The organism is Streptomyces sp. NPDC007905, from assembly GCF_042959345.1.
Lineage (GTDB): Bacteria > Actinomycetota > Actinomycetes > Streptomycetales > Streptomycetaceae > Streptomyces.
On sequence record NZ_JBIBKS010000025.1, the window covers coordinates 84281 to 108113 of the forward strand.

The window sequence follows — 23833 nt, forward strand, 5'->3', positions numbered from 1 at the left end:
CGAGCACGGCGCGGATCCGCGCAGCGATCCGCGGATCGGGCTGCCGGGTGCGGGCACAGGCGGCGCCGAGTGCGTCGTAGGTGGCCACGAAGGTCAGTTCCTCGGTGATTTTCCGAACAGGTCCACGGCCTCCCTGACCTCCGACAGACCCCGGGCCAGCGCGCTGACCGAGCCGATCGCCCCGGCGATCAGTAACAGGGACCTGTGCAGGCGCGGGGTCTCGGGCGGGCCGCCGGCGGCCATCGCGGCCAGGGCCGCCAGTTCGTCCTCGGCTATGCCGCGGTCGGGGAACTCCGCCGGGTGCGCGGCGAGTTCGCGGCGCAGGCGGGACACCGCGGTGCGCAGTTCCGCCACTCTCGGATCCTCGTCGCTGCCGGTCACTGGCCTCTGCCCCAAGCTCCGCAACACAGCCCTCCCCCTCGCACCCCCTCGTGCGCGGGCCAGTTAACGCCACCCGGTGCGCGAGCGCCACCGCCCGGACCGAAATTCAGCCCAAGGAAGCCGTCCGCCGCCGCCCGCGTCAGGTATGCAGGACGCATGGACACCCAGGACCATCACCACGCTCGCGAGGAGATCGCCGGGCTGCTGCTCGCCGCCGGTGGCGGCAGGAGGCTCGGCGGGCGACCCAAGGCGTTGCTCGAGCACCGTGGGCGCCCCCTGGTGGAGCACGCGGTGGGCGTACTGCGCGCGGCCGGATGCGGACGGATCCACGTCGTCCTGGGGGCACGCGCGGACGACGTCCGCGGGCGCGCCGACCTGACCGGCTGCGTGCTCGTCGACAACCCCGACTGGGCCGACGGCATGGGCTCCTCGCTGCGCGCCGGACTCGGCTCGCTCACCGGTACGGGCGCACGCGCGGCCCTGGTGAGCCTGGTCGACCAGCCCGGGATCGGGCCCGAGGCGGTGGCCCGGGTACTCGGCGCGTACGTGGACGACACCTCGCTGGTCTCGGCCGCCTACGACGGTGTACGGGGGCATCCGGTGCTCTTCGGCGCGACCCACTGGCCGGGCATCGCGGCGGCCGCCACCGGCGACCGGGGAGCGCGCGCCTACCTGAAAAAGCACGCGGCACGGATCAGGCTCGTGGAGTGTGCGGACGTCGCCGAGCCGTACGACATCGACACCGAGGCCGACCTGAGCCACCTTGAGTGAGGGGGTGGCACCGAGTCCCCACCTTGCCTCGACTCAGAGAGTCTTGGCATCAACAAACCATTGAAGTTCCACGATGAGGAAACTACTATCCACTGATCAGAAGCGTCCGGCGCACAGTGGGCGCTCACTGTCCTGTTCGTGCCACTTGGCACTTGGTGCCACCGCTGAAGGAAGTGACAGCTCATGTCCGCACCAGCGCCGTCCCCGCTGGCCATCGTCGACGCCGAGCCCCTGCCCCGGCAGGAGGAGGTCCTCACCGACGCGGCGCTCGCCTTCGTGGCGGAGCTGCACCAGCGGTTCACCCCGCGCCGTGACGAACTCCTCGCCCGCCGGGCGGAGCGCCGCGCCGAGATCGCCCGCACCTGCACGCTCGACTTCCTCCCGGAGACGGCCGCCGTCCGCGCGGACGACTCCTGGAAGGTCGCCCCGGCCCCGGCCGCGCTGAACGACCGGCGGGTCGAGATCACCGGCCCCACCGACCGCAAGATGACCATCAACGCGCTCAACTCGGGCGCGAAGGTCTGGCTCGCCGACTTCGAGGACGCCTCCGCACCCACCTGGGAGAACGTGGTCCACGGCCAGCTCAACCTGATCGACGCCTACAACCGGAGCATCGACTTCACCGACCCGGACTCGGGCAAGTCCTACGCCCTGCGCCCGAACGAGGAGCTGGCCACGGTCGTCATGCGCCCGCGCGGCTGGCACCTGAACGAGCGCCACCTCGTCGACGCCGACGGCACGCCGGTCCCCGGCCCCTTCGTCGACTTCGGCCTGTACTTCTTCCACAACGCCCAGCGGCTGCTGGACCTCGGCAAGGGCCCGTACTTCTACCTGCCCAAGACCGAGTCGCACCTCGAAGCACGCCTGTGGAACGACGTGTTCGTCTTCGCACAGGACTACCTCGGCATCCCGCGGGGCACCATCCGCGCCACCGTCCTGATCGAGACCATCACGGCCGCGTACGAGATGGAGGAGATCCTCTACGAACTGCGCGACCACGCCTCGGGGTTGAACGCCGGCCGCTGGGACTACCTGTTCTCCATCGTGAAGAACTTCCGTGACGGCGGGGCGAGGTTCGTCCTGCCGGACCGCAACGCGGTGACGATGACGGCCCCGTTCATGCGGGCGTACACCGAACTCCTCGTGCGCACCTGCCACAAGCGCGGCGCGCACGCCATCGGCGGCATGGCGGCCTTCATCCCCTCCCGCAGGGACGCCGAGGTCAACAAGGTTGCCTTCGAGAAGGTCCGGGCCGACAAGGACCGCGAGGCGAACGACGGCTTCGACGGCTCCTGGGTCGCCCACCCGGACCTGGTCCCGATCGCCATGGAGTCCTTCGACAGGGTTCTCGGCGACAAGCCGAACCAGAAGGACCGCCTGCGCGAGGACGTGCACGTCGAGGCGGCCGACCTCATCGCGATCGACTCGCTGCACGCGAAGCCGACGTACAACGGACTCGTCAACGCCGTCCAGGTCGGCCTCCGGTACATCGAGGCCTGGCTACGCGGCCTCGGCGCGGTCGCCATCTTCAACCTGATGGAGGACGCGGCCACCGCCGAGATCTCCCGCTCGCAGATCTGGCAGTGGATCAACGCGGGCGTCGAGTTCGAGAACGGCGACCGGGCCACCCCGGAGCTGGCCCGCAAGGTGGCAGCCGAGGAACTGGACGGCATCCGCAAGGAGATCGGCGAGGAGGCCTTCGCGGCCGGCCACTGGCAGCAGGCCCACGACCTGCTGCTCCAGGTGGCCCTCGACGAGAACTACGCCGACTTCCTCACCCTGCCGGCGTACGAGCAGCTCAAGGGCTGACGCTCACGGAGAAGGCGGCTCCGAGTGGCCCAGGGACCTCCCCGGGGCCACTCGGTCGCGTACCAGGCGCTTGACCGCCGTCGGCTCCGGGAAGCCCTGCTCGCGGCGGTCCCAGACCACCTCGCCGTTCACGCGGACGACGAAGACGCCTCCGGTGCCGGGCTTGAGCGACAGCTCGGTCAGCTCGGCCTCGAAGGTGGTGAGCAGCTCCTGCGCCAGCCAGGCCGCGCGGGGCAGCCAGCGGCACTGGGTGCAGTACTCGATCTGCACGACATGGGTCATCCCAGGTGCACCGACCAATCCTGTTCCGCCGCCGGCTTGCCGTGCAGGTCGGGGACCCGCTTGAGCCAGTCCGGGCGGCCCTGCCGGCTCCTCGCCGCGCGGGCGGCCTCCTCGGCCGCGAGCGCCTCGCGGCCGGGGAAGTCGGTGGGCAGCCACTGTTCGGACAGCCGTACGCGCTCCAGGAGGTAGTCGACGTAGGCCGCGCGGACGTCGTCGGGCGTGGCGAATCCGGCGTCCTCGGCCAGCCAGGCGTCCGGTACCTCGGCGACGATCCGGTGCAGCAGTTCCCCGGTCACCCGGGGGGCCAGTTCCGCGTCGGCGGCCCGCACGTCCGGGCCGTAGTGGCCGAGGGCGTGGTGGCGGAAGTCGTACTTCTTGCCCGGTGTCGTGGTGTCCCAGCGGTGGTGGAAGACGAGGGCGGCGCCGTGGTCGATGAGCCACAGGCGCGGGGGAACCGTGCCCGAAGTCGGCCAGACCATCAGGTTGGAGCTGTGGACCGTGCGGTCCACGTTGACGGTCAGGGCGTCGAGCCAGACGATCCTGCCCGCCTCCAGGGGGTCCACGGGGAGGACCCCCGCGATGTCGGGGGTGAAGTCGGCGGCGCCCGGCAGGTAGTCCATGCCGAGGTTGACGCCCGTGCTGGCGCCGTGCAGCTCGCGGACCTCCTGGTGCGGCTCGGCCGCGGCGATCGCCGGGTCGAAGTGGACGAGCACCAGTTCGGGGAAGCGCAGGCCGAGGGCGCGGGCGAGCTCGCCGACGATCACCTCGGCGACCAGTGCCTTGTGTCCCTGCGCCGAGCCGGTGAACTTCACTACATACATGCCCAGGTCGTCGGCCTCGACGACTCCGGGGACGGAGCCGCCGGAGTGCAGGGGCGCGACATAGCGGGTCGCGGCGACCTCCCTCAGCATTTTCGAAGGCTCCACAGTTCATTACCCTTGCTTTTCACGACCACCTCCAAGGCGCTGCAATCCGGGGAATCGTCCATGATCAGCCCTGGGGAGAATCTGGGGAGTTTCGACCGGCACGCTCGTCCCCCTCTCCTCCAGCAGTTCGTCGATGCGGTGCGACCCTTGCTTCCGGCCTCCGGCATGAAGTGAGCATAGTAACCAAGCGTGAACAGCTGGGGAGGAATGGCACCGCAGCTGTGCCCGCCTTGCCGTCCAGCTCCCATACCGGCCACCGCAGCTCGCATGCAGGTCCTCCCCCGCGGTGAGCAGCGCGACGGCCACGATCGCACCGCCCAGTGCCAGCAGGGGGTTACCCCCGTCCACGCCGGCGAAGCAGGCGCATGCGAGTACCCGGAAGACGCAGGCGAACCGCAGGACACGCAGGGCTTTCTCCGTGCCTTGGGCGAGACGGCCGAGTGCGGCTGGTACGACGCGGTCCGGACGAGCGCGGCCAGCGCCGGGTTGTTCGTGCGGCATGGCCGAGGACACCCCGCGGCACTCACGCGAGTGCTGAGCGACTGCCGTCCGCCAACGGGTTCGGCAGGGGCAGGTAGCGGGCTTCCGCGCCGTCGGCGCCGGTCCAGCGCAGCAGCAGGTTGGTCTTGCCGGGCAAGGTGGGCGAGGTGAGCAGGGCCGGGACCTCGGGCAGGTCGTGGCGGGCGAGTTCGCGACGGACGGCGGGCCAGGGGTCGAGACCGGGGTGGTGTTCGACGAGGGCACCGGCGATCTCGCCGAGGTGGTTGACGACCAGGCAGTACACCAGCCGCTCCCAGCCGGCCGCGCGGGAGACGTCCGGCACCAGCTTGGCGCCCTCGGCGTCGCGGAACAGGGCCTGCACGGGCGTACCGGCCGCGTCCACGGCGATCAGGGTGTTCTGCAGGTGCGCCTCGAGGACCACCCCGTGCTCGTCGAACGCCCTGAGGGCAGGCGGGACGACCTGCCTCAGGTACGCCTCCCACCAGGCCTCGGGAGCGGCCGTGGCGGCCGGCGGGCTGCCCTCGAAGCCCTCCGCGAGCCCGGCCGCGAGCAGCGGGGTGGCACCCGGCAGGAGGTGGTCGCGCAGCCCGTCGCGGACCAGCACGGCCAGTTCCTCGAAGGCGAAGGCGGCGGTGCGGTAGCCGTGGTCGCTCAGCCAGGCCGCGGGCGGCCCCATGGCGGCGAAGGCCTCGGTGGCGGCCGTGTCGGTGCGGCGCAGTTTCAGCAGGTCGTGGCGCCACAGCCGGCGGATGTCGTTGGTGATGCGCACGTCGAGGCTGAACTTCAGGAACAGGTCGCGCCGCGGCTCGTACACCGTGCGGACCGCCGCGGTCGGCCAGGTGTCGAAGGCGGTGGTGCCGAGCCGGATCAGACGGCCGTCGGCGAAGGCGGGTTCGAGGCCGCGGCCGAGGAGGCCGAGCTGCCAGGGGTGGGCGGGCAGCAGCCGGTAGCCGGGCGGGGCCGTCGCGAGGGCGTCCAGGGCGCGGGTGTCGCCCTCCTCGGCCACCTGGTCCTCGCGGACGCCGAGCAGCACCAGCGGGAAGTGCGCGTGGGCCTCCGGCGCGTACGGCAGCCAGGCCGCGGCCGGGCCGCCGCCGCGTGCTTTCGGGGCCGGGTGGTAGGGGTGACCGGTGATCAGGGATTGCTCGGAGCGCAGATAGGGGTCCTCGGGTGCCGTCGCCCGGGCGCGCGCGGTGAGCAGGGCGGCGACCGTGTCCCGGCTGTCGATCATCTCGGCGGGCAGGTCGTCGCCCGGCAGCCCGGTGAGCCGGCGCAGCTCCTCGGCGACCAGTTTGACCAGCTCGGAGTGGCCGAGCCGGTGCCAGGACCCGGCGCTGTGCACCTCGGGGTCGGCGGGCCGCCGGCCGGGGCGCACGCGCAGCAGGCGGCCGGTGCCGGGCAGCCGGTAGGCGGGCCGTGCCCCGGACCGCGGGAGCGGTTCGGCGACCTCCCGCAGCAGGCAGTTGAGCAGGGGGGCGGCCGCGTATGCGTCGGCGCGCTGTGCGACGGCGTCGGCGGGAGGCTTGAGGTCCACGCGATCCATTCTTCGTCCGGGGCCCGAACGCGATCAGTATGTCTGTCGTCCCTGACCATCGTGCCCCGTGCCGGCCGTACCCGAGGAGCCGACCGTGTACCACTCCCCCACCGCCGACGCCGAGGTCGCCGAGGAGTTGGCCGCCGCCCGGCCCGATCTGCTGCCCCGGTACACGGCCGCGCTGCCGGGCGCCCGCGCGGCGGTGCTGACCCGTCTGTGGCGGGCGCTCGCGCACGAGCCCCTGCCGTGGCTCACCGGCAGGGTCGGCGGGGCGCACAGCCTCGCGCTGCGGCTGGCCGACGGCCGGACGCTGCACGGCCCGCACGCGGACCCGTACGCGACCGGCGGCTGTGTCGGCGCCGTCCACCTCGACCGGGAGCGCTACGACGATCCGGCCCGTCTGATGACCGACCTCGCGGTGCCCCACGTGGCGGGCCTCGCGGTCGAACTCGGGCACAGCGTGGCCTCCTTGGCGCTGTCCCGGGCCGGCGCGGACCACCCTAAGGAGTGGCCCGAACAGGACTGGGAGTGGGAGCAGCGGGTGGTGGACGGGCACCCCTTCCACCCCAACTGCCGCTCCCGGCCCGGCTTCTCGGTGGCGGAGCAGCTGTCGTACGGACCCGAGCACCGGCCCGTGGTGGAGCTGGGCACGGTGGCCGTGCCGACCGCCGAGTGCCTGGTGTCCGGGGACTGGCCGGAGGAACTGCGCTCCCCCGGACGGCTGTTGCTGCCGGTGCACCCGTGGCAGGCGGCCCATGTGCTCAAGCGGTCCTGCGACCCCTGGCGTCCCGCGCGCCCGCTGATGTCCCTGCGCACCCTCGCCCTGCCCGGCGGCCCGCACGTGAAGACCGCGCTGAGCGCCCGGCTGACCTCCTCGGTGCGGGACATCTCCGCGTACTCCGTCGAGGCGTCCGCCGCGCTCACGTCCCTCGCCTCGGACCTGGCCGCGCGCACGGACGGGCTGCTGCACATCACCCGCACCCTGGGCGCGGCCACCGCCCACTCCCCCGATCTCGCCGCCCTGCTGCGGGAGTCGCCGCAGGTGTACGCGGGCCCCGGCGAGCGGGTGCTGCCGGTGGCGGCGCTGCCCACCACCGCCCTGCCGGACTCCCCCGCATGGCTGGCGGACTTCTCCCGACTGGCCCTCACGGTCGGGCTGCGCCTGCTGGACCTCGGCGTCGCCCTGGAGGCCCACGGCCAGAACCTCCTGGTGATCCTCTCGGCCGACGGCACCCCCCTGCGCCTCGTCTACCGCGACCTCGCCGACATCCGCATCAGCCCCGCCCGCCTCACCCGCCACGGCATCGCCCCGCCCGCCCTGACCGGCCGGCTGATCACGGACGACGAGACGGCCCTGCGCCGCAAGCTGTTCGGCTCCCTGGTGGCGGGGGCGCTCGCCGGTACGGCGGGCTCGGGTCCGGCGCTCGGGGCGGCACTGGCGGCGGCCGTACCCGATCTGCCCCGCACCCGCGACCTGGCGGCCCTGTGCGAAGGCCCGGTGCCCGCGAAGGCGTTGACGCTGATGCGGCTGTCCCCGGGGACCCCCGGTGACCTGTGGACCTCGCTGCCGAACCCGCTCGTTTTGGAGCCGGGCACCTGAGATCAATAAGATCCGCCGATGATCAGAAGACAACGGCTGGCGGCGGGCGTCTGTGCTCTGCTCGCCGCCCTGACGGCCGGGCTCGCGTTCCCCGCCCCGGCCGCGGCCGACGAGACGGAACAGGCCGCCCCGAAGGTCGAACTCGTGCTGGACGTCAGCGGCTCCATGCGGACCCGGGACATCGACGGCGGCACCCGGATGGCCGCCGCGAAGCAGGCGTTCAACGAGGTGCTCGACGCGACGCCCGAGGAGGTGCGGCTCGGCATCCGCACGCTGGGCGCCAACTACCATGGCAACGACCGGAAGACCGGCTGCAAGGACACCGCGCAGCTGTACCCGGTCGGCCCGCTGAACCGGACCGAGGCGAAGACCGCGGTGGCCACGCTGGTGCCGACCGGCTGGACACCGATCGGCCCCGCGCTGCTGAAGGCGGCGGACGACCTCAACGGCGGTGACGGCACCCGCCGTATCGTCCTGATCAGCGACGGCGAGGACACCTGCCAGCCGCTCGACCCGTGCGAGGTGGCCCGCGAGATAGCGGCCAAGGGCATCGGGCTGACCATCGACACCCTCGGCCTGGTGCCGGACGCCAAGACCCGCGACCAGCTCAGCTGCATCGCGGACGCGACCGGCGGTACGTACACCTCCGTACAGCACAAGGAGGAACTGGTCGACCGTGTAGGGCAGTTGGTGGACCGGGCAGCCGATCCGGTGGTGACGCCGGTGGCGACCGAGGGCGCGGCCGAGTGCGCGAAGGCGCCGTCGCTGAAGTCCGGGCTGTACACGGACCGCGAGGAGTTCGGGCAGCAGCGCTGGTACAAGGTGGACGTCAACCCGGGCCAGGAGCTGCGCGCCTCGGTGAGCGTGGCGGACGACCGGGCGGTGAACCCCGACTACGGGGTGCTGCTGCGGGCGGTGACGGTGCGCGGGCGCGAGATCGTGCGCGGTGAGGCGGCGGGCAACGGCCGTACGGACGTCATGTCCACGGGCCTGCGGTACCCGAGGCCCGAGAGCGACGACGAGAACGCGACCGCCGAGACCGTCTGCCTCGAGGTCACCAACTCCTTCTCGGCGGCCTCCGGAGTCAAGACCACGCCCGGTCTGCCGCTCGAGCTGACCGTCGACGCGGTGGACGGTCCGTCGAAGGCGAGCGATGTCGCCTCCTTCGGCCTCGGGCGCGGCTGGTGGCTGCTCGGCGCGCTGGTGCTGGCCGGCTTCGTCGCGGGTCTGCTGTGGGGTTGGCTGTCGCGCTGGCGGGTCGCGGTCTGGAGGACGAACTGATGCGTGTCACACGAGTGTTGGGTACCGCGCTGCTGGCGCTCGGGCTGGCCGCGGGACCGGCGGCGGCCGACTCGTCCCCTTCGCCCAGCCCCTCGGACGACGGCAAGGCGCCCACCCGGGCGGGTACGTCCTTCCGTACGGCGACCGAGATCGAGCAGGGGCAGCAGGCCACCGCGTCCGGTTCCACCGGCGACTACCTGTACTGGTCGTTCCCGGCGGACGCCGGGCAGCGCCCGACCGTCAAGGCGACCGTGAAGCTGCCCGGCACGCACGGGACGCAGACCTGGCAGATCGACGTGTACGACGGTCTGCGGCGCCGCCAGTCCTGCCAGTACGGCGCCGCCACCCGCACCGCCGCGCAGGGGGCCTCCTCGGTCGAGCTGGCTTGTGTGCTGCGCACGGTGCGCGCCTGGTCGGAGCCGTGGGCCAACGACCCGCTGCCGGGCACGTACTACGTCCGGCTGACGGCGGTGGACCTCGGTTCCGCCGACCTCGGTCTGCCGGTGAGCACCGAAGTCCGGGTGGACTCCAAGGACATCGGTGGCGCGGCGGCGGTGGACGGCTCGCTGGCGAAGCCGCTCGTCCCCGGAATCGCCGTCAAGTCGCAGGCCGGCGAGAACGGTTCGAAGTCGGCGGTGCTGTCGAGCATCGAGCCCGACGACGGCTGGTCCTCCGGCTGGTGGTCCGACCGCTGGGTGTGGACCGCGATCGGCGGTCTCCTCGCCGCGCTCGCGGGCATCGGCGGATACGCGCTCACGCGCGGCTCGGGGCGGCCCTCCCGGGTTCCGCCGAACGCCTGACCATCCCGTTGACGGCCCGCCCCAGGCGAAGTCCAGGGGTCGTTGCACCACGTGATCACTGACGTGTGGTAGCGAGCAGTTCAGACAGACGCTCGGCTGGGGTTTCCCAGCCGAGCGTCTTGCGTGGACGGCTGTTGGGTTCGGCAGCGACTGCGTCGAGGTGGTCGCGGGTGTGCCCGGAAGGGCTGCTGCCCTTGTGGCCGTCGATCCGCCCGGACCTCGACGTCCATCGCATCGACTGAGCTGGGGTGTTGCGACGACCACCAGAACTCAAGCCACCGGCGGCCCTTCAGCGCTCTCACGCCTCCCGCAGGGCCTTGGCGAGTGTGCCGTCACCGGTCACCCTGACGCGTCCGGCCCGGACGGCATCCGCCAGCGTCAGCTCGCCGCGGCCGACGGCCGAACACGTCGCGGAGTCCATCACGAGCCGGGCGTCCGCCTCGCCGGGCGCGGGCCCGTCGCCGTACGCGGGGCCCTCCTCGGCGCCGACGTGGAGGTGGAAGTCTCCTTCCTCCAGGCGCACTTCGACGACCCCGTCACCTTTCAGGGCCCGCAGCAACGGCAGCGCGAACCAGTGCGCGCGTACGGCGTCGGTGGGCCGCCGCTCCCCCAGCTCGGCCTGCCCCCACTCCCCCAGCGCCTGCAGCACCGGCAGCAACTCCCGCCCGCGTGAGCTGAGTTCGTACACGAAGGCCGCGCCCGGCGGGGGCAGCCGCCGGCGGGTGGTGAGCCCGTCCCGTTCCATGTCCTTCAGCCGTGAGGCGAGTACGTCCGTGCTCACGCCGGGCAGGTCCGCGTGCAGGTCCGTGTAGCGACGCGGGCCGGCGAGCAGCTCCCGGACGATCAGCAGGGTCCAGCGGTCGCCGACGAGGTCGAGCGCGCGGGCTGCGGAGCAGTACTGGTCGTAGCTTCGGCGAGGTGGCATGCCCCGCAGTCTAGACATGTCGTTGGACTTTCCAAGCTCGAACTTGGTAAAACCAAGCAACACACGAAACCGGAGGGGCGAGCGCGCATGGAGTTCCGGCAGTCGAACAAGCTCAGCGAGGTCTGTTACGAGATCCGCGGCCCGGTGATCGAGCACGCCAACGCGCTGGAGGAGGCGGGCCACAGCGTGCTGCGCCTGAACACCGGCAACCCCGCGGCCTTCGGCTTCGAGGCGCCGGAGGAGATCCTCCAGGACATGATCCGGATGCTGCCGCAGGCGCACGGCTACACGGACTCCCGCGGCATCCTCTCCGCCCGCCGCGCGGTCGCCCAGCGCTACCAGGCCCTGGGCCTGGAGGTGGGCGTCGACGACGTCTTCCTCGGCAACGGCGTCTCGGAGTTGGTGTCCATGGCCGTCCAGGCACTGGTCGAGGACGGTGACGAGATCCTCATCCCCGCGCCGGACTTCCCCCTCTGGACGGCGGTGACGACCCTGGCCGGCGGCAAGGCGGTGCACTACCTGTGCGACGAACAGGCCGACTGGAGCCCGGACCTGGCCGACATGGCGTCGAAGATCACCGACCGCACCAAGGCCGTGGTCCTCATCAACCCGAACAACCCCACCGGAGCGGTGTACCCGAAGGAGGTCGTGGAGGGCATCCTCGACCTGGCCCGCCGGCACGGCCTGATGGTCTTCGCCGACGAGATCTACGACCAGATCCTTTACGACGACGCCGTCCACCACTCGGCCGCGGTCCTCGCCCCCGACCTGGTGGTCCTCACCTTCTGCGGCCTGTCGAAGACCTACCGGGTGGCGGGCTTCCGCTCCGGCTGGCTGGTGGTCACGGGCCCCAAGCAGCACGCGAAGGACTACCTGGAGGGCCTGACCATGCTGGCCTCCATGCGGCTGTGCGCCAACGCGCCCGCCCAGTACGCGATCCAGGCCGCGCTCGGCGGCCGCCAGTCCATCCGCGAACTCGCCGCTCCGGGCGGGCGGTTGTACGAGCAGCGCAACGTCGCCTGGGAGAAGCTGAACGAGATCCCCGGGGTGTCCTGCGTGAAGCCCAAGGGCGCGCTGTACGCCTTCCCGCGCCTGGACCCCAAGGTGCACCGGATCCACGACGACGAGAAGTTCGTCCTGGACCTCCTGCTGCGCGAGAAGATCCAGGTCGTCCAGGGCACGGGCTTCAACTGGCCCGCCCCCGACCACTTCCGCATCCTCACGCTGCCGCACGCGGAGGACCTGGAGGCGGCGATCGGGCGGATCGGCCGGTTCCTCAGCGGGTACCGGCAGTAACCGGGAGGCCCGCGCCGGGCCGCGGTCCGCATGGCCGGCGGCCCTGGGGCCTCACTCCGCGAGCCGGTCCAGTTCCTCGCCGATGGCTGCGCGGAGTCCATCGTGGCGCGGACCGAGCGCATGCCGGTCGTCCCTCCACGTCTCCTGCGGGTACAGCCACACCGGCAGGCCCACGAGATCGGCCGGCTCCCACTCGTACCGGGGCCACACGTGCGCGTGCAGGAACCCGTCGGTGTTGCCGAGGATCTCCAGGTTCACCCGCCGGAAACCCGTATCCAGCCGACCGCAGGCGCGCTCGACGGCCTCGCCGAGGCGGTCCATGCCGTCCAGGAAGCTCAGGCGCCGCGCCTTCGGCAGGTCCGACAGTCGCCCCACGGCGGGGTCGTCCGCCAGCAGCACCGCGTACCCCGGCAGGAACTGGATGTCCCCGATCACCGCGAACCCCGCGTCCAGGCGCCGCAGCACCGTGGGGTTTTCACCACGCAGAGCGCTGCCGATCCGGTCCTCGCGCCATTCCTCAGTCATGACCTGGGACTTTAGCGGCCGTTGCAGCCGAGGGGTTCGGGGGATCGAGGGTGTGCGTGCGCAGTCGCGACGGATCGCGCCGGGGAGCGGGACGATCCCGGGGCCCGGCACAGCGGTGCGACCGGTTCCCGCGGGATCCGGAGCCGACCCGGCGAGCGGGATGGCGTATGCCTGCACGCGGCGGCGTTTCGCGTTCCCGTCGGGGTACGGCGACGCCGTGGGCGGCGGCCCGTCTGGCCCAGTTCGTCCTGCGGACGGCCACCGGCCTGTGGCACCGTGCTCTGAAGGCGAGCGGGAAGGGCGCTGACGTGGGTGACCTCTTTCTCGTCCGGCACGGTGAGACCGAGTGGTCGCGGTCCGGACGGCACACCGGCTGGACCGACGTGCCCCTGACCGAGCACGGCCGCGAGGAGGCGCGCCGGCTGGTGCCGCTGATCCGCTCGCACCGGATCGGCGCCGCCTTCGTCAGCCCTCTGCAGCGGGCCCGGGAGACCGCCGAACTCATCGGCATCCGCGACGCCCGGGTCGACGCCGACCTGCGCGAATGGGACTACGGCGGGTACGAGGGCGTGACCACCGTGGAGATCCGGCGGACCCGGCCCGGCTGGTTCCTGTTCACGGACGGTGTCGCGCCGGGTCCGCCCGAGCACCCCGGGGAGAGTCCGGAGCAGGTCGGCGAGCGCGCCGACCGGATGCTCGCCAAGGTGGACGCCGCCCTCGCCAACACCGAGGGAATCGTCCTCCTGATCGCCCACGGGCACTTCCTGCGCGTCCTCACCGCCCGCCGCCTCGGCCTGCCCCCGCGGCACGGCGCACTCTTCCAGCTGGCGACGGGCGCGCTGTGCCGCCTCGGCACCGAGCACGGGCGCCCGGTGGTGGCGGGCTGGAACGTCCGACCGCCCGACTGATCCCCCCGGCTCCGGTGCCGCGCCCCCGCCGACGCCCCGGCCCACCGGCTCCGGTGCCGCGCCCCCGCCGCACTGCCGGGCTCATCCCGTTGTCAGACCCCGGCCGTACGCTTCGATTGAGCCGCCCACCTGGCGGTTCCCAGGAGCCGGCGCACCGGAGGGAGTACGTCGTGACCCGACCGCCGACCGCCGCGCAGCGGCGGGTGATCGATGCCGCCGATCCGGTCACCGGGCGGCTGCGCGGGACGGAGGCGCAGCTGGCCGCGCTGGTGAAGCGCGGGCTGGCCTTCCGGCATCCACGGCCGCCGCACGATCATTTCCTCACTCCGGCGGGGCACCGGATACGGGAGGCGGTGCCCGAACCCCCGGAACAACCGGCACCGTCCGGTTCTTCGGGGGTTTTCACCGCGCGCGTCGGCGGCGAGGAGGAGCCACCCGCGTCCGGTCCGGCGCGGCTTCGGGAGGTGCACAGCGCCTGGCAGGGGTTGCTCGAGCTGCGCCGGATGACCAACCCCGGCGGTGCCACCGACCGCCCGTGCGGCTGGGAGCGGACGCATCTGGTGCGGGCCGCCGCGCTCGCCCTGGAGGCGGCCGGGCACCGCCCGGCCGGCCCGGACGACGACGGCTACCGGGTGCGCGCGACCCCGCAGCCGGAGGCGGTCGCCGTGTACGCGCCGGACGAGGAGAGCCTGCGGGCATGCGCGGCCACGCTGGAGCGGGCCGGCTGGCAGGCCGGCGAGTACACCGAGCCGCGCACGAGGGTGCGCTATCTGCTGGCCTCCCCGCGCCGGGCGTGAACGGCGTGCCAGGATCAGGGGGATCAGTGCGTCGTACACGAGAAGGGGAAGTCGTGAGCGAACCGTTTTCCGTGCGCGTGACCGTCCGCGGCTACGAGACCGATGTGCAGGGACACCTCAACCAGGCGGTGTACCTCAACTACGCGGAGCACGCCCGGTGGTCGCTGCTCAAGGCCGCCGGAGTGAGCCAGGCCCGGCTCGTCGGCGGGGGTGTGGGCCCGGTGGCGCTGGAGACGACGATCCGCTACCGGCGCGAGCTGCTCGCCGGTGACGAGGTCGACGTGACCTGCGAGTTCGAGTGGGGCGGCGGCAAGACCTTCCGGATCCGGCAGGAGATGCGCAAGACCGACGGCACGGTGGCGGCCGAGGTGACCGCGGTGGGCGGCCTGCTGGACCTGAAGGAGCGGAAGTTGGTCGCCGACCCCCGGGAGGTGTTCAAGGAACTGGCGACGGACCTCGGCCTCTTCGGCCTGTAGCCGCTCCCCTACGCGTCGAGCAGCTCCGGCCGGTGCTCGGCGTGGTAGGCCGCCCGTGCCTTCGCGATGTGGGAGACGGGGGCCGCGAGGAAGCCAAGGAGACCGGCGACGATGACCGCGCCGAAGATCACCGGCAGGGCGTCGGACGTGTCCTTGGCGGAGGCGACGATGGCCGTCATCGGGCGACCCCGGCGAAGGTGACGCCGTTGACGAAGGGCAGGCGGGCGCCGATCTTCCAGATGCCGAGGGTCTGCAGGAAGGTGGCGAGGCCCGCGGTGAACAGGCACGTTCCGGTGAGGAAGGTGAGGTCGGTGCCGGACAGGCCGACGGCCGCGCCGACGATCAGGGGCGGGGCGACGACTCCCGCGTACATGGCGGCCACGTGCTGCAGGCCGCTGGTCGCCATCTTCAGGGCGGGGAGTTTCTCGTCCACGGGGTGGACGGACCTCTCATCCGCGGGGTGGACGGTTGTCTCGTCAACGGGGTTGGCGGACACGGCGGCTCCTCCGGTCGGTTGGACACGTCGGCTCTGACGCGGGTTCAGGGAGGTGGTGCGCGGCGGTCGTGCGGGACCGGTAGGACCCATGGGGTCAGGGGAGGGTGACCGTTCCGGGGCGCGCGCCTTCACGCGCGCCCCGGAGACGGCCGCCGTGGACCCCGCTCGGGTCCACGGCGGCCGACCGGGAGCCGTCCCCCCCGGCCGGAGTCCGGTTCCGGCTCAGCCCTGGGCGGCGATCCGCGCCAGGCGCCGGGCCTCGTCCCGCGTGGAGCGGGCGATGGCGTCCTCGTCGACGGTCAGCAGGCGGCCGTCCTCGACGATCTGACGTCCGTTGACGAAGGAGGCGGTGACCGGGGCCGCCGCTCCGAGGACCAGGGCCGTCACCGGGTCGGCGATGGAGGCATGGGCGAGGGTGTCCAGCTTCCACAGCACCAGGTCGGCGAGCTTGCCCGCCTCCAGCGAGCCGGTCTCGGTCGCGCGGCCGAGCACCTGGGCGCCGCCGTAGGTGCCGAGCCGCAGCGCCTGCCGGGCGCTCAGCGCGGCCTCCTTGTGCGCGCCGAGGCGGTTGATCAGCAGGGCGTTGCGCAGCTCGGTGTGGAGTTCACCGGACTCGTTGGACGCGGTGCCGTCGACGCCGAGGCCGACCGGGACACCGGCCTTGAGCATGTCGGGGACGCGGGCGATGCCGGCCGCGAGGCGGGCGTTGGAGGACGGGCAGTGCGCCACACCGGTCCCGGTACGGCCGAAGGCGGCGATGTCGGAGTCGTTCATGTGGACGCAGTGCGCCATCCACACGTCCTCGCCGAGCCAGCCGGTGGACTCGAAGTAGTCGGTCGGGCCCATGCCGAACAGCTCGTGGCAGAACTTCTCCTCCTCCACGGTCTCGGAACCGTGGGTGTGCAGCCGTACTCCGAGGCGGCGGGCGAGTTCGGCGCCCTGCTTGAGGAGTTCGGTGGAGACGGAGAAGGGGGAGCAGGGGGCGACGGCGACCTGGGTCATCGCGTCGGAGGAGGCGTCGTGGTGCTTCTTGACGGTCTCCTCGGTGGCGGCGAGGGCGCCCTCGAGGGTCTCCACGGCGAAGTCCGGGGGCAGGCCGCCGTCCTTCTCGCTGCGGTCCATGGAGCCGCGGGCGAGGGTGAAGCGGACGCCCGTCTCGCGGGCGGCGCGGATGATGGCGCCGGACAGGTCGCCGGAGCCCTGTGGGTAGACGTAGTGGTGGTCCATGGCGGTGGTGACGCCGCCGCGGGCCATCATCGCGAGCGAGCCCTGGGCCGCCGCGTACACCATCGGTTCGTCGATGCGCGCCCAGGTCGGGTAGAGGGCGACCAGCCAGTTGAAGAGGTTGTGGTCCGTGGCCAGGCCCCGGGTGATCCACTGGTAGAAGTGGTGATGGGTGTTGATCAGACCGGGGGTCACGAGGTGCCCGGTGGCGTCGATACGGCGTACGACGTTCTCCAGGCCCTCGGGGGCCTTGCCCGCGCCGACCGCCTCGATACGGTTGCCGGCGAGGACCAGGTACCCGGAGGCGTACTCGGTGTCGTCCTCGTCCACGGTCGCGATCGAACAGTTCTCGATGACGATGCGCTGGGCTGCTGCCATGACTTCGTCCTTTTCACTCAGTGGACTCTTGAGAGAGGGCACGGCAAGGACCCCAGGAGTTTTGAGTGCCGTGACCGGGGAGCCGAAGAGGTGTCTCCCCGGTCACGGGTGCCGAAAGAGGGGGGATCAGAGGTTGGTGAGGTCCACCGGGATCTTCGGCTCGCAGCCGTCCCGGAGGATGGTCGCCTCGATCAGACCGTAGGGCCGGTCGGCGGCGAAGTAGACAGCTCCGTCGGCGCTGTCGTTCTTCAGCCCGAAGGGCTCCAGGTCGACCAGGAAGTGGTGCTTGTTCGGCAGCGAGAAGCGGACCTCGTCGATCTCGCTGCGGTTGTCGATGATGCGCGCGCCCATCTGGTACAGCGTCTGCTGCAGCGAGAGGGAGTACGTCTCGGCGAAGGCCTGGAGCATGTGCTTCTTGACCTGCTCGTAGGACCTCTCCCAGTGGGGCATCTTCTGCTCGTCGTCGGTCCAGTTGAATCGCCAGCGGCCGGAGACCGAGGTGGCCAGGATGCGGTCGTGGGCTTCCTTGAGCGTCGTGTACTTGTCCTTGACGTAGCCCCAGAACTCGGAGTTGGTCGAGTTCATCACCGTCAGGTCCTTGAGACCGGAGATGACCTCCCACTTCTCACCGTCGAAGGTGATCTGGGTGAGCCGGGTCTCCTGGCCCTTCCTCACGAAGGAGTGCTTGACCTCGTCCGCTCCGATGAACTTGGAGTTGGCGTCGGAGGTCTCGATCCGCTCCCAGGCGTACTCCTCGATGCGGATCCGGGCGGTCTTGATCGGTTCCTGCGAGGTGACGAAGTGGCGGGCGAGGTGGATGCCGAACTGCTCGGCGGACTCGATGCCGTACTCCTTGGCGAAGGCGAACACCGTGTTCTTGGTGGTGTCGGTCGGCAGGACGTTGGCGTTCGAGCCGGAGTAGTGGACTGCGTCCATGTCGCCGCTCAGCGCCACGGATACGTTGAGGTCCTTGATGTGGTGGGTGGCGCCGTCCCGCGTGATCTTTACGACTCGGTTCTCTGCCTTGCCGTACTGGTTCTGTCCCAGGATCGTGGGCATTTTCTGCTAGCTCCCTCGGTAAACGGAGTAGCCGAACGGGTTGAGCAGCAGCGGTACGTGGTAGTGCTCCCCGGGGTTCACGGCGAAGGTGATCGCCACCTCGGGGAAGAACACGACGCCGCTGTCCCGATTCGCGGGGGCGTCCTGCTGCGCATCGGCTTGCTTCTTCTCGAAATACGGCTCCACCGCGAAGTCGAGCCGTACGTGTGTCGTCCCCTCCGGCAGGTCCGGAAGGTCCTTGCACCGGCCGTCGGCGTCGGTCGCGGAGCCGCCGAGCGCCTGCCAGTCCCCTCCCTGCCCGTAAGGGGCGCCCTGGCCCGAACGGGCGGAGAGCCGGACGACGACGCCCTCGGCGGGGCGGCCGGCGGAGGTGTCCAGGATGTGCGTGGACACGGAGGCTGTGGTGCTGGTGCTCATGGTCTCAGGCGTCCTCTTCGACGAGTCGGGCGAGTCGGATGCGATTGATCCTGCCCAGCTCGGTGCGGACGATCTCCCGCTCCCGCTCCGGCGCGTTGCCGATCCGCTCCTTGACCGCGTCCCGCAGCTGCTCGCCGGTCCTGCCGGTGGCGCAGATGAGGAAGACGTGGCCGAACTTCTCCTGGTAGGCCAGGTTGAGTTCGAGCATCTCCGCCCTGAGCTCCTCGGCGGCGCCGGCCATGCCGGCCTGCTCCCGGGCGGAGGTCGGGTCGCCGGCCTTGGGGCGGCCGATCGGCGGGTGGCCGGCCATCGCCTCTTCCAGGTCCGCCGTGCTCAGCTCGGTCATGGCGGCGTCGCCGGCGGCGTAGAGGTCTTCCGCGGTGGCGTACGGGCGGCCGGCGAGCAGCCGCCGGGCCCACTCGGTGGAGGCGCACGCCTCGTGGAGGGCGGCGAGGGCCGCGTGCTCCTCCAGGACGTTGAACCGGGCCAGGCCCGGGGGCGTGGAAGTCGTAGTCACGGGAGCCTCCGTGGCCGGAAACGGCCTTCGTGCTGAACGGGCTGCCTGTAGCTAACGCCCTGAGCAACATCACGTCAACACTTTGTTGAAAATTCGGTGGTGCATCCCGGGTGGCGGTCAGCCCTCCTTCTCGCGGTTGAGGTAGTTGTAGACCGTGAAGCGGCTGACCCCGAGCGCGCCGGCCACGGTCTCCACGCCGTGCCGCACGGCGAAGGCACCCCGCGCCTCCAGTATCCGTACGACCTCCTGCTTGGCCTTGCGGTCGAGGTCGGCCAGCGGCTTGCCCTGCTTGCGCTCCATGGCGACCAGGATGTGGTCCAGCGAATCGGCGAGCTGAGGCAGGCGTACGGCGACCACGTCGACGCCCTCCCAGGCGAGCACGACGTCCTCGGTGCCGGCCTCGTCCGGCGGGAGCAGCTCCCCGCCCATGGCGTCGACCAGCGGCTTCACGGCCGCGATGAAGGACTCGTCCCCGTTGCCGGTCACTTCTCCCCCTCCCCGGCCGCGCCGACGACGTTGACCTGGAGCGAGATGCGGGTGGCGCCGGCCTCCAGGCTCCTGCGCAGCAGCGCGTCCACGGCACCGAGCACGGCGTCGGCGGCGCCCTCCGCCGTGTTGCCGAACGGGCCGACGTCCACCGCGTCCAGTTCGGCCGCCTCGATGACCTCGCGGGCGACCAGCGCGTGCGCGGGTGCCTCGTCGAGATCGAAGGGCTCCGTCGTGAACTCCACTTTCAGTCGCACTGTGCCCCCAAGGCATTTGCTCCCGACCCGCGCGTGCCGCCAGGTCCGCGACCGGGTAGGACCGCCCAGGCCGCTTGGGGAGACCTTAACGGACACGCGTGCGCATCCCGCTCCCGGAAAAAGGCACCCGCCGAATCCGCCCCGCTCCGCGCGACGGACCTGCCGTCCGGCCGCGTAGAGCAGACGACGGATCCACTCAGCGAGGGGACTGCACAGTGACAGCGCGTGCACACAAGGGAGCACTGAGGGGTGCCAGGGGTACCGCGATCGCGGCGGCGGCGATGGCCGCGCTGACCGCGTCACAGCCGCCGGGGGCGGTCTCGGCGCAGGTCGCTCAGCCCGTGCGGAAGGCCGCGGCCGCCGAGGACGGCCCCAGCGTGTCCGGCGACACCCCCTACCGCACCGGCCTCCCACCGCTGCGGACCCACAAGGAGGTTCGGGCACAGCAGGTGACGGGCGGCGCCCTGCCCGCGAGCGTGTTCGCCGCGTACCGGCGGGCCGAGGAGGAGCTCGCGCGCAGCGCGCCGGGCTGCCGGCTGCGCTGGCAGCTGCTGGCCGCGATCGGCCAGGTGGAGTCCGGGCAGGCGCGGGGCGGCCGGGTGGCCCCGGACGGTACGACCGTGACGCCCATCCTCGGTCCCCGGCTGACCGGCGGCGCCTTCGCCGTCGTACCGGACACCGACGGCGGCGGGTACGACGGGGACGCGGTGTACGACCGCGCGGTCGGCCCGATGCAGTTCATCCCGTCGACCTGGGAACGCTGGGGCGCGGACGGCAACGGAGACGGGCACGCGGACCCGGACAACGTCTACGACGCGGCGCTCGCCGCCGGCCGCTACCTGTGCGCGGGCGGCCGGGACCTCTCGGACCCCGCCGACCTGGACCGGGCGATCCTGGGCTACAACCACTCGGACGCCTATCTGCGCACGGTCCGGGCCTGGTACGCGTACTACCTGACCGGACACCGCGTGGTGCCGGACGCGTCCGGCGAGTCCCGGGACCGGCCGAAGACGTCCCGCCCGAAGACCTCGAAGCCCTCGCCGAAGCCCTCGCCGAAGCCGTCGGAGGACCGGAAGCCGGGCCCGGGCCCGTCGCGCACTCCGACGACGCCACCCGCCTCGCCCTCCCCCACCGCGTCCCGCACGGCGGACGTCCCCAAGGAGCCGCGGACGCCGGCGGTTCCCGTGCCCGTACCGACCCTCACGCTGCCCGGCGGCGGTGTGTTTTCCGACACAGGGCCTCTGACCATGGGCAACAGCTAGAACACGATGGGCGTCTCCCCCTCCACAACCGCCGATACCCGGCGGTAATGTCGCCACCCGCCGGAAGCACAGGACCGGCGGTGAGTGCGAAGGGGCCCTCATGGCGACGAACATGCCTGCGGACACAGCGGCCGCCGACGAGCGTTGGCAGCGCATGTGGGGCCACCGTGAGCAGTTGCTCAAGGTGGCCCGGCGGCGCTCCATGAGCCAGGAGGACGCCGAGGACGCCGTGCACGAGGCGATGCTGCGGGCCGCGGAGCGCCCTGACCTCGACGACGAGCGGCTCGGCGCCTGGCTGACGACGGTGACGATGCGGCTGTGTGTCGACCGGTACCGGCAGGTCAACCGCGAGGCCGAGGTGGGCAGCCGCCCCACGCTCGTCGCGCCGGGCCCGGTGCCCGTCGAGGAGGCGGTGTGCGACCGGGCGGAGGCGAAGTGGCTCGCCGTGCGGAGCGGGGAGCTGCCCGCCCGGCAGGCGGAGGCGCTGCGGCTGAAGTCCGAGGACATGGACGTGAGCCAGGTCGCGGTGCGGATGGGGCTCAGCTACCGGACCGTCGAGTCGCTGCTCGCCCGGGCCCGGCGGACGCTGCGCGCCTCGCTGGCCGGGACGTTCGGGCTCGTCCTGTTCCTGGTCGGACGGGGGCGGCCGCGCGGGGGCGGGAAGGTGCAGGCCGTGGCGGTCACCTCCACGGCGGCGACCCTGGCGGTGGCGGGCTTCGTACTGCCGTACGCGCTCGACGGAGGCGGTCCCGCGGCCGCCCCTACTCGGCACCCGACGATGTCCAGCGGGGCGCAGGTGGCCAACAGCACCGACAGCGCCGGGCAGGCGCGCGCTCCGCAGACGCGTAGGCCGCCGGCGGCCCCGACTCGGGCGGCGACCCGATCGCCCGCCGGCGAAACCGTCATACCCCTGTCCGTGCCGCCCCTGCCGGAGGTCTCCTCGCCTCCGCTTCCCAAGCTGCCGGTGGAGTCCGCGGTGCCGTCGGTGCCGCCGCTTCCCTCAGCGCCGCCGCTTCCCTCAGCGCCGTCGCTTCCCTCTGCGCCGTCGCTCCCGGCTCTTCCGTCTGTTTCCCTCCCCGTACCCACCCCGAGCGTGCCTGCCGTGAAGCAGCCGTAGCACGCCGTACACGCGCCCGAAAAAAATCCGCCGTCGCCGCGACGGACGCCCCGCCCCTCCCCGTAGAGCAGATGTCGGAGCAGCTGCACGGGCGAAGGGTGGGACCGGATGGGTGTCGAGATCTGTGTGGAAGGGCTGACCAAGTCCTTCGGTCACCAGGTCATCTGGCAGGACGTCTCGCTGACGCTGCCCGCCGGGGAGGTCTCGGTGATGCTCGGCCCCTCGGGGACGGGCAAGTCGGTGTTCCTCAAGACGCTCGTCGGGCTGCTGAAGCCGGAGCGCGGCTCCATCACGATCCAGGGCCGGGACATCACCCGGCTGCGGGAACGCGACCTGTACGAGGTGCGGAAGCTGTTCGGCGTGCTGTTCCAGGACGGCGCGCTGTTCGGCTCGATGAACCTGTACGACAACATCGCCTTCCCGCTGCGCGAGCACACGCGCAAGTCCGAGAGCGAGATCCGGCGCATCGTGCTGGAGAAGATGGACATGGTCGGGCTGATCGGCGCCGAGGGGAAGCTGCCCGGCGAGATCTCCGGCGGGATGCGCAAGCGTGCCGGACTCGCCCGCGCCCTGGTCCTCGACCCGGAGATCATCCTGTTCGACGAGCCGGACTCGGGCCTCGACCCGGTGCGCGTGGCCTACCTGAACCAGCTCATCGTCGACCTCAACGCACAGATCGACGCGACCTTCCTCATCGTCACCCACGACATCGCCTCGGCCCGCCAGGTGCCCGACAACATCGGACTGCTGTTCCGGCGCGAGCTGGTGATGTTCGGGCCCCGCGAGCAGCTGCTGACCAGTGACGAGCCCGTCGTACGGCAGTTCCTGAACGGCCGGATGCAGGGACCGATCGGCATGGCGGAGGAGAAGGACGCGGCACAGGTCGAGCAGGAGCTGGCCCTGATCGACGAGGGCGGCGGAGTCGAGGACCTCACTCCCCGCCTGCTGCCCAGCCCCGGCATCGCACGCCCACCCCGCTGGGAGTCGATCGCCGGACGGGAGGCCGAGCTGCACGGAAAGGAGGTGACCAGCCCATGAGACTCTCCCCGACGGGTGCGCTCAGGCACTCGGGCAGTCTGTTCGCGATGGCGCTGGACGTCGTCCGGACCCTGCCCCGACGGCCGTTCCAGGCGAGGGAGTTCATCCAGCAGGCGTGGTTCGTCGCGAGCGTCACGATCCTGCCGACGGCTCTTGTCTCGATCCCCTTCGGAGCGGTCATCGCGCTCCAGATCGGCAGCCTGACCCGGCAGCTGGGCGCGCAGTCCTTCTCCGGTGCCGCGTCCGTGCTCGCCGTGCTGCGCGAGGCCTCGCCGATCGTCACCGCGCTGCTGATCGCGGGCGCGGGCGGCACCGCGATCTGTGCGGACCTCGGGGCACGCAAGATCCGGGACGAGATCGACGCGATGCAGGTCCTCGGCATCGACCCGATCCACCGGCTCGTCGTACCGCGCGTGCTGGCGTCGATGGTCGTGGCCGTCCTCCTCAACGGCCTGGTGTCGGTGGTCGGCGTCGCGGGCGGCTACTTCTTCAACGTCATCCTCCAGAACGGCACGCCCGGCGCCTACCTGGCGTCCTTCACCACCCTCGCGCAGCTGCCCGACCTGTGGGCGGCCGAGATCAAGGCGCTGGTGTTCGGGGCGATCGCGGCGATCGTCGCCTCGTACAAGGGGCTCACCGCGAAGGGCGGTCCGAAGGGTGTGGGTGATGCCGTCAATCAGTCCGTGGTGATCACCTTCATGTTGCTGTTCGTGACCAACTTCGTGATGACCGCGGTGTACTTCCAGATCGTTCCGCAGAGGGGCTAGCCG

The 23833-nt window shown here is 71.8% G+C and carries 25 protein-coding genes and 1 pseudogene; 13 read left to right on the forward strand and 13 right to left on the reverse strand.

Going from position 1 to position 23833, the window contains the following annotated elements:
• Nucleotides 1-93: 93 nt before the first annotated feature.
• On the reverse strand, nucleotides 94-408 hold the full coding sequence (locus ACFZDC_RS34275; RefSeq protein ID WP_391329963.1) for a DUF5955 family protein: 315 nt from the start codon (nucleotides 406-408) through the stop codon (nucleotides 94-96).
• 129 nt (nucleotides 409-537) lie between these two features.
• Between ACFZDC_RS34275 and ACFZDC_RS34280 the strand changes: the two genes are divergently transcribed.
• On the forward strand, nucleotides 538-1152 hold the full coding sequence (locus ACFZDC_RS34280) for an NTP transferase domain-containing protein (protein ID WP_391329965.1): 615 nt from the start codon (nucleotides 538-540) through the stop codon (nucleotides 1150-1152).
• Nucleotides 1153-1335: 183 nt separating this feature from the next.
• On the forward strand, nucleotides 1336-2961 hold the full coding sequence (aceB, locus tag ACFZDC_RS34285) for a malate synthase A (protein WP_391329967.1): 1626 nt from the start codon (nucleotides 1336-1338) through the stop codon (nucleotides 2959-2961).
• Nucleotides 2962-2964: 3 nt separating this feature from the next.
• On the opposite strand, the gene ACFZDC_RS34290 is transcribed toward aceB, so the two are convergent.
• The 3 genes from ACFZDC_RS34290 to ACFZDC_RS34300 all read right to left on the reverse strand — a co-directional run bounded on the left by ACFZDC_RS34290 (nucleotide 2965) and on the right by ACFZDC_RS34300 (nucleotide 6213).
• Entirely contained in the window at nucleotides 2965-3243 is a 279-nt protein-coding gene (locus ACFZDC_RS34290) for a SelT/SelW/SelH family protein (RefSeq protein WP_391329969.1), read from the reverse strand.
• Complete coding sequence (locus tag ACFZDC_RS34295) at nucleotides 3240-4154, reverse strand: HipA family kinase (protein ID WP_391329971.1); 915 nt, start codon at nucleotides 4152-4154, stop codon at nucleotides 3240-3242. Before ACFZDC_RS34295 ends, ACFZDC_RS34290 begins: the two co-directional genes overlap by 4 nt.
• A 538-nt stretch (nucleotides 4155-4692) precedes the next feature.
• Nucleotides 4693-6213: an IucA/IucC family protein gene (locus ACFZDC_RS34300; protein WP_391329973.1), complete on the reverse strand. Its 1521-nt coding sequence runs from the start codon at nucleotides 6211-6213 to the stop codon at nucleotides 4693-4695.
• Nucleotides 6214-6298: 85 nt separating this feature from the next.
• On the opposite strand from ACFZDC_RS34300, the gene ACFZDC_RS34305 reads away from it, so the two are divergent.
• From ACFZDC_RS34305 to ACFZDC_RS34315, 3 genes are read left to right on the forward strand one after another with little or no spacing between them, the layout of a single operon-like run.
• A complete protein-coding gene (locus ACFZDC_RS34305; RefSeq protein WP_391329974.1) occupies nucleotides 6299-7804 on the forward strand; it encodes an IucA/IucC family protein in 1506 nt (501 codons plus the stop codon).
• Between the two features lie 18 nt (nucleotides 7805-7822).
• Nucleotides 7823-9085, forward strand: coding sequence for a VWA domain-containing protein (locus ACFZDC_RS34310; protein ID WP_391329976.1), 1263 nt, complete (start codon nucleotides 7823-7825; stop codon nucleotides 9083-9085).
• Entirely contained in the window at nucleotides 9085-9885 is an 801-nt protein-coding gene (locus ACFZDC_RS34315) for a hypothetical protein (protein ID WP_391329978.1), read from the forward strand. Before ACFZDC_RS34310 ends, ACFZDC_RS34315 begins: the two co-directional genes overlap by 1 nt.
• 298 nt (nucleotides 9886-10183) lie before the next feature.
• Here ACFZDC_RS34315 and ACFZDC_RS34320 read toward each other — a convergent pair whose 3' ends face one another.
• Entirely contained in the window at nucleotides 10184-10810 is a 627-nt protein-coding gene (locus ACFZDC_RS34320; RefSeq protein WP_391329980.1) for a winged helix-turn-helix transcriptional regulator, read from the reverse strand.
• Between the two features lie 87 nt (nucleotides 10811-10897).
• Between ACFZDC_RS34320 and ACFZDC_RS34325 the strand changes: the two genes are divergently transcribed.
• Nucleotides 10898-12106, forward strand: coding sequence for an aminotransferase class I/II-fold pyridoxal phosphate-dependent enzyme (locus ACFZDC_RS34325; protein ID WP_391329981.1), 1209 nt, complete (start codon nucleotides 10898-10900; stop codon nucleotides 12104-12106).
• A 51-nt stretch (nucleotides 12107-12157) separates the two neighbouring features.
• Here ACFZDC_RS34325 and ACFZDC_RS34330 read toward each other — a convergent pair whose 3' ends face one another.
• Nucleotides 12158-12631 carry a diadenosine tetraphosphate hydrolase gene (locus ACFZDC_RS34330; protein ID WP_391329983.1) on the reverse strand — a complete coding sequence of 158 codons (474 nt, stop codon included), beginning with the start codon at nucleotides 12629-12631 and terminating at the stop codon, nucleotides 12158-12160.
• A 308-nt stretch (nucleotides 12632-12939) separates the two neighbouring features.
• On the opposite strand from ACFZDC_RS34330, the gene ACFZDC_RS34335 reads away from it, so the two are divergent.
• From ACFZDC_RS34335 to ACFZDC_RS34345, 3 genes are all read left to right on the forward strand, one after another.
• Nucleotides 12940-13539, forward strand: coding sequence for a histidine phosphatase family protein (locus tag ACFZDC_RS34335; protein ID WP_391329985.1), 600 nt, complete (start codon nucleotides 12940-12942; stop codon nucleotides 13537-13539).
• 170 nt (nucleotides 13540-13709) lie between these two features.
• Nucleotides 13710-14336, forward strand: coding sequence for a hypothetical protein (locus tag ACFZDC_RS34340; RefSeq protein WP_391329987.1), 627 nt, complete (start codon nucleotides 13710-13712; stop codon nucleotides 14334-14336).
• A 53-nt stretch (nucleotides 14337-14389) separates the two neighbouring features.
• On the forward strand, nucleotides 14390-14812 hold the full coding sequence (locus ACFZDC_RS34345) for a thioesterase family protein (RefSeq protein WP_391329988.1): 423 nt from the start codon (nucleotides 14390-14392) through the stop codon (nucleotides 14810-14812).
• A gap of 77 nt (nucleotides 14813-14889) precedes the next feature.
• Here the strand turns inward: ACFZDC_RS34345 and ACFZDC_RS34350 are convergent.
• From ACFZDC_RS34350 to ACFZDC_RS34380, 7 genes and pseudogenes are all read right to left on the reverse strand, one after another.
• Nucleotides 14890-15218: pseudogene (locus ACFZDC_RS34350) on the reverse strand (solute carrier family 23 protein); the annotation flags it as partial.
• 312 nt (nucleotides 15219-15530) lie between these two features.
• Nucleotides 15531-16910, reverse strand: a complete 1380-nt coding sequence (locus tag ACFZDC_RS34355) for an 8-oxoguanine deaminase (protein WP_391329989.1) — start codon at nucleotides 16908-16910, stop codon at nucleotides 15531-15533.
• Nucleotides 16911-17036: 126 nt separating this feature from the next.
• Nucleotides 17037-17969, reverse strand: a complete 933-nt coding sequence (gene pucL / locus ACFZDC_RS34360) for a factor-independent urate hydroxylase (RefSeq protein WP_391329990.1) — start codon at nucleotides 17967-17969, stop codon at nucleotides 17037-17039.
• Nucleotides 17970-17975: 6 nt separating this feature from the next.
• Complete coding sequence (gene uraH / locus ACFZDC_RS34365; protein WP_391329992.1) at nucleotides 17976-18386, reverse strand: hydroxyisourate hydrolase; 411 nt, start codon at nucleotides 18384-18386, stop codon at nucleotides 17976-17978.
• 4 nt (nucleotides 18387-18390) lie between these two features.
• Nucleotides 18391-18903 carry a 2-oxo-4-hydroxy-4-carboxy-5-ureidoimidazoline decarboxylase gene (uraD, locus tag ACFZDC_RS34370; protein WP_391329993.1) on the reverse strand — a complete coding sequence of 171 codons (513 nt, stop codon included), beginning with the start codon at nucleotides 18901-18903 and terminating at the stop codon, nucleotides 18391-18393.
• Nucleotides 18904-19020: 117 nt separating this feature from the next.
• Entirely contained in the window at nucleotides 19021-19389 is a 369-nt protein-coding gene (locus tag ACFZDC_RS34375; RefSeq protein WP_391329995.1) for a helix-turn-helix domain-containing protein, read from the reverse strand.
• Nucleotides 19386-19646, reverse strand: a complete 261-nt coding sequence (locus tag ACFZDC_RS34380; RefSeq protein ID WP_391329997.1) for a hypothetical protein — start codon at nucleotides 19644-19646, stop codon at nucleotides 19386-19388. Before ACFZDC_RS34380 ends, ACFZDC_RS34375 begins: the two co-directional genes overlap by 4 nt.
• Before the next feature lie 215 nt (nucleotides 19647-19861).
• On the opposite strand from ACFZDC_RS34380, the gene ACFZDC_RS34385 reads away from it, so the two are divergent.
• From ACFZDC_RS34385 to ACFZDC_RS34400, 4 genes are all read left to right on the forward strand, one after another.
• Nucleotides 19862-20908, forward strand: coding sequence for a lytic murein transglycosylase (locus ACFZDC_RS34385; RefSeq protein ID WP_391329999.1), 1047 nt, complete (start codon nucleotides 19862-19864; stop codon nucleotides 20906-20908).
• A 100-nt stretch (nucleotides 20909-21008) separates the two neighbouring features.
• Nucleotides 21009-22025: a sigma-70 family RNA polymerase sigma factor gene (locus ACFZDC_RS34390; RefSeq protein ID WP_391330000.1), complete on the forward strand. Its 1017-nt coding sequence runs from the start codon at nucleotides 21009-21011 to the stop codon at nucleotides 22023-22025.
• A gap of 108 nt (nucleotides 22026-22133) precedes the next feature.
• Complete coding sequence (locus tag ACFZDC_RS34395) at nucleotides 22134-23063, forward strand: ATP-binding cassette domain-containing protein (protein ID WP_391330002.1); 930 nt, start codon at nucleotides 22134-22136, stop codon at nucleotides 23061-23063.
• Nucleotides 23060-23830, forward strand: coding sequence for an ABC transporter permease (locus ACFZDC_RS34400; RefSeq protein ID WP_391330003.1), 771 nt, complete (start codon nucleotides 23060-23062; stop codon nucleotides 23828-23830). Before ACFZDC_RS34395 ends, ACFZDC_RS34400 begins: the two co-directional genes overlap by 4 nt.
• Nucleotides 23831-23833: the final 3 nt, after the last annotated feature.